The organism is Ruegeria sp. BHSA123 (genome assembly GCF_059613425.1).
In genome coordinates this window covers 1-7,908 of sequence record NZ_JBXWSL010000091.1, presented here as the reverse complement: position 1 = coordinate 7,908, position 7,908 = coordinate 1, and the positions used below count along the sequence as shown (strand labels likewise).

General features: G+C 55.1%; 10 protein-coding genes and 1 pseudogene. 2 read left to right on the top strand and 9 right to left on the bottom strand.

Going from position 1 to position 7,908, the window contains the following annotated elements; all coding sequences use genetic code 11:
• Both AC2FNC_RS19135 and AC2FNC_RS19130 read right to left on the bottom strand, forming a co-directional pair.
• A partial coding sequence (locus AC2FNC_RS19135; RefSeq protein WP_496716307.1) for a hypothetical protein occupies positions 1 to 81 on the bottom strand: 81 nt, incomplete at its 3' end.
• Positions 82 to 409: 328 nt separating this feature from the next.
• A complete protein-coding gene (locus tag AC2FNC_RS19130; protein WP_496716306.1) occupies positions 410 to 994 on the bottom strand; it encodes a hypothetical protein in 585 nt (194 codons plus the stop codon).
• Between AC2FNC_RS19130 and AC2FNC_RS19125 the strand changes: the two genes are divergently transcribed.
• Positions 965 to 1,360: a transposase gene (locus tag AC2FNC_RS19125; RefSeq protein ID WP_496716304.1), complete on the top strand. Its 396-nt coding sequence runs from the start codon at positions 965 to 967 to the stop codon at positions 1,358 to 1,360. The two genes, AC2FNC_RS19130 and AC2FNC_RS19125, sit on opposite strands and share 30 nt — an antisense overlap.
• On the opposite strand, the gene AC2FNC_RS19120 is transcribed toward AC2FNC_RS19125, so the two are convergent.
• The 7 genes and pseudogenes from AC2FNC_RS19120 to AC2FNC_RS19090 form a co-directional block, all read right to left on the bottom strand.
• Positions 1,317 to 1,784, bottom strand: coding sequence for a hypothetical protein (locus AC2FNC_RS19120; protein ID WP_480519235.1), 468 nt, complete (start codon positions 1,782 to 1,784; stop codon positions 1,317 to 1,319). The genes AC2FNC_RS19125 and AC2FNC_RS19120 overlap by 44 nt on opposite strands.
• A gap of 69 nt (positions 1,785 to 1,853) precedes the next feature.
• Positions 1,854 to 2,328: pseudogene (locus AC2FNC_RS19115) on the bottom strand (DDE-type integrase/transposase/recombinase); the annotation flags it as partial.
• Between the two features lie 41 nt (positions 2,329 to 2,369).
• Positions 2,370 to 2,516, bottom strand: a complete 147-nt coding sequence (locus tag AC2FNC_RS19110) for a hypothetical protein (protein ID WP_480519233.1) — start codon at positions 2,514 to 2,516, stop codon at positions 2,370 to 2,372.
• 135 nt (positions 2,517 to 2,651) lie between these two features.
• Positions 2,652 to 2,834 carry a hypothetical protein gene (locus AC2FNC_RS19105; protein WP_480556040.1) on the bottom strand — a complete coding sequence of 61 codons (183 nt, stop codon included), beginning with the start codon at positions 2,832 to 2,834 and terminating at the stop codon, positions 2,652 to 2,654.
• The gene (locus AC2FNC_RS19100; RefSeq protein WP_496716303.1) at positions 2,831 to 4,225 is read right to left on the bottom strand and encodes a metal-dependent hydrolase family protein; all 1,395 of its coding nucleotides are present in this window, start codon (positions 4,223 to 4,225) and stop codon (positions 2,831 to 2,833) included. Before AC2FNC_RS19100 ends, AC2FNC_RS19105 begins: the two co-directional genes overlap by 4 nt.
• A 205-nt stretch (positions 4,226 to 4,430) precedes the next feature.
• Positions 4,431 to 5,240 carry a hypothetical protein gene (locus AC2FNC_RS19095; RefSeq protein ID WP_480556038.1) on the bottom strand — a complete coding sequence of 270 codons (810 nt, stop codon included), beginning with the start codon at positions 5,238 to 5,240 and terminating at the stop codon, positions 4,431 to 4,433.
• Positions 5,241 to 5,289: 49 nt separating this feature from the next.
• Positions 5,290 to 5,568: a hypothetical protein gene (locus AC2FNC_RS19090; protein ID WP_480556037.1), complete on the bottom strand. Its 279-nt coding sequence runs from the start codon at positions 5,566 to 5,568 to the stop codon at positions 5,290 to 5,292.
• Between the two features lie 275 nt (positions 5,569 to 5,843).
• On the opposite strand from AC2FNC_RS19090, the gene AC2FNC_RS19085 reads away from it, so the two are divergent.
• Positions 5,844 to 7,487, top strand: coding sequence for a hypothetical protein (locus AC2FNC_RS19085; protein ID WP_496716302.1), 1,644 nt, complete (start codon positions 5,844 to 5,846; stop codon positions 7,485 to 7,487).
• Positions 7,488 to 7,908 lie beyond the last annotated feature (421 nt).

Sequence of the window (7,908 nt, the reverse complement as noted above, 5' to 3'; positions counted from 1 at the left end):
ATCCAGCGCCTCTGCCAAGATCAGATCAACCCGTCCTTCCTGAGTTGCATTGAAGAGTGCTTGCAGCCCGGGACGCAACATGGACGCACCAGAGACCGCCCGATCAGAATACGCAACACGCCATCAATGAACATCAACCGGGTCATCGGTCGGGTGTGTGAGAGGTCCCGAAGCCAAGCGGAAAGGCGCGGCAGGGTCGCGCGTTGTGGCGGAGTCAGGGCTATTGAGTCCACATCACTAGTAATCAGCCATTGCAGCCATCGGGCATAGCGAAGTTCCAGCGTCTTAAATGAGGTTGCGCGCAGATGAGCGAGGGCGCCGCAATCGTCGAGCGGTCCGGCCGCCTTCTGAAGCCTGTCCCACATATCCCGGTCGGACGCGGGCCAATTGGCGATAGGTAGAACCAGGCTCATTTGCGGCACCCTTTCTTCGCGTCTATCAGGTCCGCGAAGGCACGTGTTGCCGACCGTGCCTCAAGACCGGAATACATGTTGATGGTGTGGCTGTGTTCGGGTGCATTGAGTATCCGGGCCAGGTTGCGGAGCAACGCGGCGATCTCGCTGATCATCTTTGTGGTCTGGTTGTTGGTACGCGTTAACATCTGGCGCAGACCACGTTCCGCGAACACTGGATCGATCAGGATCTCCAAACCTCCAATCTCCGTGATCGGGAGACCAGCATGAACGACTTCGGAGGCAAACCGAACCAACTGTCTTTGGTATTGAGACAGGGTTGCAGGTCGGAGTGCTCTGTTCTGACCGTCATCTGCCAGCGGGTCTGGTGTGGACAGACGATGCATCAGCTTTGCAAGATCAGATTGGAATGGCGCCGGAATCGCGGTCACCGAAAAAGTGATGACATTCTGACGCGTTTCCAGAGGCAGAGCGGCCTTGGGCCATTGTAGAATACGTCGGACCGCCAGATTCCAGCCGTTGTCGTACTCCGCCAGCGGGGCGGTCGAACGGTGACGAGAACCTTTCTTCGGGAGGCGCAAGGCGTCGATTTTGCAAGGGAAAGGATCACTCCAGACACCGTTGTCTCGGCCGATGAAGTTGCGTACTGGGATCTTCTGGAAACAGACTTCGACATGCAAAGAGTCAATCATTCAGAGGGTTACAGCGTCAGAGGAGTTAATACCAACCTTGCTGAGAGCTTCTTCTCACGGCTTAGACGGATGATTGGCGGACAACATCTGAAGGTCGAAGGAAGATATCTCGATGCATACGCGGCTCATGCGGCTTGGCTCGAGGATCATCGGGAGGAGCGCAATGGCCGCCTGGCAGATTGCCTGATAGGTGGTGCGCTCGCGTCGCCGGTCAGCCGGTCGTGGAAGGGGTATTGGCAACGACGCGCAACGTGACGGCGTCGCCGGCATCCCAGACACACAAACCTTTCTTCTTCTCAATCATCTTGACGAGCTTTCGTCGCTTGGCATGCCGCAGCGCCTGGACGACCTTGAAGACCACCGAGTTTCTGAGCGCTGTATCTGAGATGTTCAGGTTGCGCTCCACCATTACGCGCTTGGCAAGCTCTCGCGTGGTCAGCTCGGCATCGACCCGAAGATGACGGACGCAGATATCCGCGATCTCGCCCTTCTCGAAGAACCCATGGCTCACAATGTACCGGGCACGCCGCCGTTCAGGTGCGGCGAACAGCTCAATTGTCGCGTTCACATGCGCCAGATCGTGCTTCGCATGTGCGATCTGCGCCTCGTATGCTTTAATCTGGCCCAGTATCTCGGCCCGCTTCTCTGTCAGCGTGTGAACAATCAGTGGTTTCGACATGCCGCCATTCCACACGAGATCTCGCCAGCCATCCAGATGGCAATTTGGTGCATTTGCTACCTAAGACCGGAGCGGCTCGTCTCTGAACCTGCCGTTGAAGCTTTCAAAGTATCCGTTCTCCCACGGGCTGCCAAGTTCGACGTAAGCTGTCTTGGCGCCAACGGGAGCGATCCAGTCTCGGACGGCCTGGGCGACAAATTCCGGCCCGTTATCTGAACGTATGAAACTCGGCGCGCCGCGAAGTATGAACAGGTCTGTCAGGACATCGATTACATCGGTTGAGTTCAGCTTCCGCTCGACCCTGATAGCCAAACATTCCCGACTGTACTCATCAACGATGTTCAACGACCGGAAAGCTTTGCCATCATCGGTTCGGCAATGGACAAAGTCATAGGACCACACGTGTTTGCGATACTCCGGCCTAAGCCGAACACAAGACCCATCCACTGCCCGGCAGGGCATTGCGCAGCAATGTCCCGAGAGGGTTCAGCCAGAGCCGCCCTTTCTTCGGTTGTTTCACTGGCACTTTCAGCCCCTCTCGTCGCCGCTCGCCATTGTGCTCGAACCAATGGCGCCTTCAACGGCTCATTTCTTCCGCCAGCGGTAATAGGTTTGCTCAACAACACCAATCTGCCTGATCGCATCAAGACGGGACATCCCTTGCCCTATCAGAACTTCAACCTGCCGTAACTTTAAGACAATCTCTTCGGGCTTTGGTCTCTTGTTTGCCATTCGTGGTCCTCCGTTTCCTAAGCATAACGGTGGACCAGTTCAGTATGGGAGGTTCAGGTCAAGCCAGGGATCATCGTGCGACCACCACCGTCGATGACCTGCCCCCCCTGCGACTGCGACCTCCTCAGTAGTGAATTATGCAATCAATTTGCCAGAGACCACGACATTGGCGCCATCGATCAGTTCTTCATTCAAACCGTCGAAAACGTTGACGTTGGTAATAACAATGGGCCTGGCAGGTTGATCCTGCGCCCCCGCGATCGACGCCGCGAGGTCAAGAACAGAGGCAATCACGGTTCTACGCGATATGATGCTCACTCCATGTCGAACTTGTATATGGTGCCATCCTTCATGATCATGCCGAAATTCGCCTTCGCATCGCTGATCAGTTGCAGGTCCTCCAGCGGATTGCCGTTGACGAGGATCATGTCTGCATAGGCACCTTCCTCGATCACGCCGAGCGGCCCGAGCGGATAGGGCGTTAGCAGCCCCGACATCTTAAGCAATTCGGCGTTGTCGCAGGTGGCCATCTTCAGCGTCTCGTAGGGGGTAAACCACCGTTCCATCTTCGCCAGCACCGCGCCCTGACGTTTCGCAAGGTCCGCACTGAAGAGCGTGTCAGTACCGAAGGCAATCTTCAGGCCCAACTCCTTGGCGGTGCGGTAGACGAAATCGGTTCCGTCAGTGACGAACTTGTACTTGGCCTTCTGGAACTCGTTCAGGGCCGGTGCGTCTTCGTCATCGAGGAATGGCTGCATGCTGAGCCAGACATCGTTGTCCTTAAACATCTGCAGTGTTTCGCGAGTCGACATATGCGCGTGCTCAACACTGCGCGCGCCATTTTCGATGGAGTGTCGAACCGCTTCGTCATTGATCGCATGGGTGGTCACATAGGTGCCCCAGGCTTCTGTCGCCTCGACAGCAGCCTTGAATTCTTCATCGGTGAACTGGATGGTGTGGATCGGGTCGTAAGCCGAGGTGACACCGCCGCCCGCCATCAGCTTGATCTGGGTGGCACCCTGCATGAGGTTTTCGCGCGTGCGCTTGAGAACGTCCGGTACGCCGTCCGTGATGTAGAACATGTTGCCTCGCTCGAAGGAGTGCAATTCGCCGGCGCCCTGCGGCACATCTCGCGTCATGCGAAAATCCTGATGGCCCGCTGTGATCGACAGCGCGGGTCCCGAGGGAAACACACGAGGTCCGTCGATCAGACCCTCGTTCGTTGCCTTGGCGATGTCGAACATCGGGCCAGCAGTATCACGCACCGTGGTGAAGCCGCGGGCAAGCGCGTTGTTCTGCGCCTTGGCGGCCAGAAGGTTCCAGTACCCCTCGCCGGTCAGTGCCAATTGGGCGATGGTGGCCTCGGCAAAGATCCCGTGCCAGTGGTTGTCGATCAGGCCTGGGATGAGCGTATAACCCTCGGCATCGATCTCGAAAGCGCCTTCCGGTGTCGGGATGTCGCTGCCGATCTTCTGGATCAGCTGGCCAGAGACCAGCACGTCGGCTTCTGACAATTCCTCGTCGCAGCCATTGAATATCTGCGCACCTCGAATAAGGACATTGTCGAATTTCATTCTGACGTTGGTGGTTTCAATTTCGCCGATTACGCCGGCTGGGACGACCGCATGGTTGGCGTCATGTGCCAGAACGCTGACCGGAGTTGCCGCGAGCGTGGTGCAGAGAAAATAGGTCAACATTTTGTTGGACATGATTGGTTTCCTCATTTTCAGATTTTGGACGAATTTCGTTGTGATTGCACTGGGTAGTTCAGGGGTGGAGTTGTGCCGCGCTGTGAAAATTGCAAATTGAGACGGGGGACCCTTACGGCCCATTTCTGCTCCGCGTAGAACTGTTTCGAGCGCCTGGAGGTGGGGCGGGTTTGAAGTAGGCAGGCAGCAATAAAGTGGACCGGCATCAGAAATTCAGCACCTTGTATCCGACCTGGACAGACCACTCAGCCGGTCTGTCACCGCCGAAGAGAATGCCAGGCTTGATGAACACTTGACCATCGCCGCCAAATGCCTTGCCTGTCAACATGCCTGCAGTCACCTGCAGGCTGCCAAATGTCGCGTCTGTTTCCCAATCGTGGATGATTGCGGGATCGAATGTCAGGTAGAAACGCGGATTCTTCAGCTTGGGAACATAGTAGAAGTCGATCGTGGTCGTGTTTACATTCTGGCCTTGATCATTCCCGCCCTCCAATCCGAATGTTTGAACCCAGGCTGGGGCGAAAATTGCTCCGTTGTTGAGAAACCAAGCGTAGAAGGCCGAGGTTTCACCGGCAAATTGCCCATACCCGGCGGCTTCGGTTTCCGCTGTGTTCAGAAACAGTTCAAAAGTGAAAGCGGCCCCGTTTTTTTCGGTAAGGTGGAAAACGTCAATGTAGGTTACGCTTATGTCGCCCAATGTGAATTCAACCCCTGGCTCTCCGCCGTAGATGGGGTTTGCGTTGAACGGGCTGTCCGAGCCTGGGACGGTTATCCGGAACGCCCGTTTTCCACCCTCACCGAAAGGTTGCGTGTAGAAGGCCTCGAACAGGCCGGTGTTCAGGTCGGAATTGATCTGGTTGAACTGATACTGGAAGCCAAACTGCGTTGTCAGCAGCGTTGGGTTGGTTCCGTTGTTGATCTCGCTGAGGTCTTCCTGAGCATTTGCATGTGTTGCAATGGTAGCTGTGAAGAGAGCTACCAAAGCAGACAATCTGCGCAGCCTTGACAGGAGCATCCGGTCCTCTGTCCGGCCCGAAGATTTGCATTCCGCGTAACCCACTTAATTATTCTCCATTTGATGCCGCCGAACTGCCCTGATTATCTTTCGTCTGCCGATGACAATCAGAAGTGAGATACGCCCGAAATTCTATATTCAGCTCATTCAAAATCTGTTCATATTCTGCCGCGCGAGGCGGAAGATTTTTCCAGCGTATTATGGCTTGTTCGGCTATTTCCATCTCTTCACAGATTGACCGGAATACTGGGTCCTCACGAAACTGAACAAAGATCCGCTCACCTTGCTCGGGGTACCTGTCAATCAAATTTTCCAGAAAAGCGTCCATTATCCGTTGTGCTCCTGCCGGACCACAGCATCAAAAGGCGTGGATTAGAACGTTGTTACATGTTGTATACATGCAGTTCGCAGGCCAAAAAAAGTATGGCCAGATGGCTTGTTACTTCTATTTTCTTTTCTTAAGGGTTCTATGGACCAGTGAGGACAAAAGTGACCAGCAGTCATTGGCCGACACGTTTGGAGATGTCCGAAGAGGACATACGTCGACAACTCGAACGAATACTTGACTATAGTGGACTGCAGTCCAGTGCCCGGCGTCGCGAGATGCTGGCATACATTGTCGAGGAAGCCTTGGCGGGTCGCGAGAACGAACTGAAGGCGACCACTATCGCAATCGCGGTCTTCGGGCGTGGGTCTGATTTTGATCAGCAAGCCGACCCGGTCGTGCGGCTCGAAGCCCGAAAGCTGCGCAGGGATCTCGACAACTACTATGTCGGGCGAGGTAGCAATGACCCGATCCGCATTAGTATTCCAAAAGGTCATTACATTCCGAAATTTTCCGCACGAGAACAGATTGTGCCCGAGGCAGTTCATCCCAGGGCGACTGAGGTTGTCGACCACGAGCAAGTGTCGAAGCCTAATACAAGGTTCTACACTGGACTGGCCTTGCTGGTGGTCATGTGCCTAGTCATTTTGGCCGGATTTGGTTTCTGGTACGAGAGACCTGATAGCCCTGTACCAGCAATAGCCGAGAGGCCCGACAAAAAAGTTTCCATTCTAGTTGAGGATTTTGAAGTTCGAACGGACGACGCTCTTGTTTCGCTTGTCGCCTCGGGCCTGACCAATGAGCTTGCTGCGGATTTGATCAAGTTTCCGGATCTTGCAGTGCATATTGCGTCTGCTCAAGTCGCGCAGGGCTCGGGGACCACGTCGTTCGAAATCCATCAGCCAACCGCTGAGTTTACAGTGACCGGCGACGTTTGGCGCGATGGCGGCGAGTTACTTATCCGAACCAACCTTGTGCGGCGGGATGATTTCGAAGTCTTATGGAGCGAGCGCTATGCCGAGGGCACCAATGGCCAGAGCATAACCGAAATTCAGGACACGATTTCTGCGCAGATCGCTTCGACAATAGGGCAGCAATACGGATATGCGCTCCGCGATGTTCGCACTGACAGACTTGTGGATCGAAACGACCCAACACTGCGAGGGTTTGCGTGTGTCGCGAGTGCACAGATTTACCGCAGAACATACCATCGAGATCAATATCAGGCTGCGCGGGATTGTCTGGAAGCGACCGTTCGCGAGGACCCGGAATACGTTCGCGCATGGGCAATGCTGGCCTACCTGCGCAATGATGCTGCCCGGTTCGGTCATGAGAAAGTGCTTTCAAGGGACGCGGCCTTTGCCCTTGCCAAAGAGGCAGCGGCACGCGCTATCGACTTGGATCCACGGGATACTGACGCGCTTCAGGCGATGTCCCATGTTGAGCAATACGCGGGTGATATGGAGCGCTCGATCGAGTTTGCACAAAGAGCCGTGGAAGTTAACCCCAACGATCCAGCCGCACTGGCCAATCTAGCGATCCGCTATGGAATAGCAGGTCGCTTCGACGAGGGAGTTCCAATTATGCATCGCGCGATAGACCGCTCTGTTGCGCCACCGCCGTTCTACTTTCACCTGCTGGCCGCGGACCATCTGCTTAGAGAGGAATGGGAGGAACTGGCCATAGATGCGGAACACGCCTCCACTGATGGCTGGTCCTTTGGCCAGGCTTTGCTTGCCATCGCTTACAGCAAACTCTCAAACGAAACAGCCGCACGAGTTGCTCTCAATAGACTGGCTGAGCTCGACCCGCTTCTCTACGAGGACCCCAAAGCATGGCTGGAATCGCATAGTATGAACACGGTTCTTGTCGAAGCCGTTACCAAGGGTTTGTCAGAAGCGCACACTTTTGTTGACGAATGAAAGCCGGGCGTAAAGCTCTTCGGATCTCAGTGGCAGACTCCGAGCTGCTTTTCTGCTGCAGATTTGTACCCTGCCCATCGTGCCTTGAAGCAAACGTAGATTCTCCGTGCTGAGCTTGGATGTGCGGTCGTTACGACGCCAAAGCGCATACACAAGGTAGCATCTCTCTGATGGTTGCATCAAAGCTGAAAGACTGCCGACAGGAAGAACGCTATGGCCGTTCGAACAGTCAATACTATGACAGAAGTTGCCACCGCATAGTTTGCGCGGAACGGACCTTAGCGCAGACCGCAGCGAATGACAGCCTCCTGCCGATATTGTTGAAAAACAACGTGTTGCTGGCGCAGAGAGAGGCGTACCGAACTGAGCGCGAGTGCCTTTCTTGTCAGGCTTTGCTCGTTTGCTGCGGTGCGGGAAAGAT

Coding starts and splice junctions, on each gene's coding strand:
- AC2FNC_RS19120 (WP_480519235.1), bottom strand. CDS start 1,784: ATGTCGAAACCACTGATTGTTCACACGCTGACAGAGAAGCGGGCCGAG.
- AC2FNC_RS19110 (WP_480519233.1), bottom strand. CDS start 2,516: ATGGCAAACAAGAGACCAAAGCCCGAAGAGATTGTCTTAAAGTTACGG.
- AC2FNC_RS19100 (WP_496716303.1), bottom strand. CDS start 4,225: ATGTCCAACAAAATGTTGACCTATTTTCTCTGCACCACGCTCGCGGCA.
- AC2FNC_RS19095 (WP_480556038.1), bottom strand. CDS start 5,240: ATGCTCCTGTCAAGGCTGCGCAGATTGTCTGCTTTGGTAGCTCTCTTC.
- AC2FNC_RS19090 (WP_480556037.1), bottom strand. CDS start 5,568: ATGGACGCTTTTCTGGAAAATTTGATTGACAGGTACCCCGAGCAAGGT.
- AC2FNC_RS19085 (WP_496716302.1), top strand. CDS start 5,844: ATGCTGGCATACATTGTCGAGGAAGCCTTGGCGGGTCGCGAGAACGAA.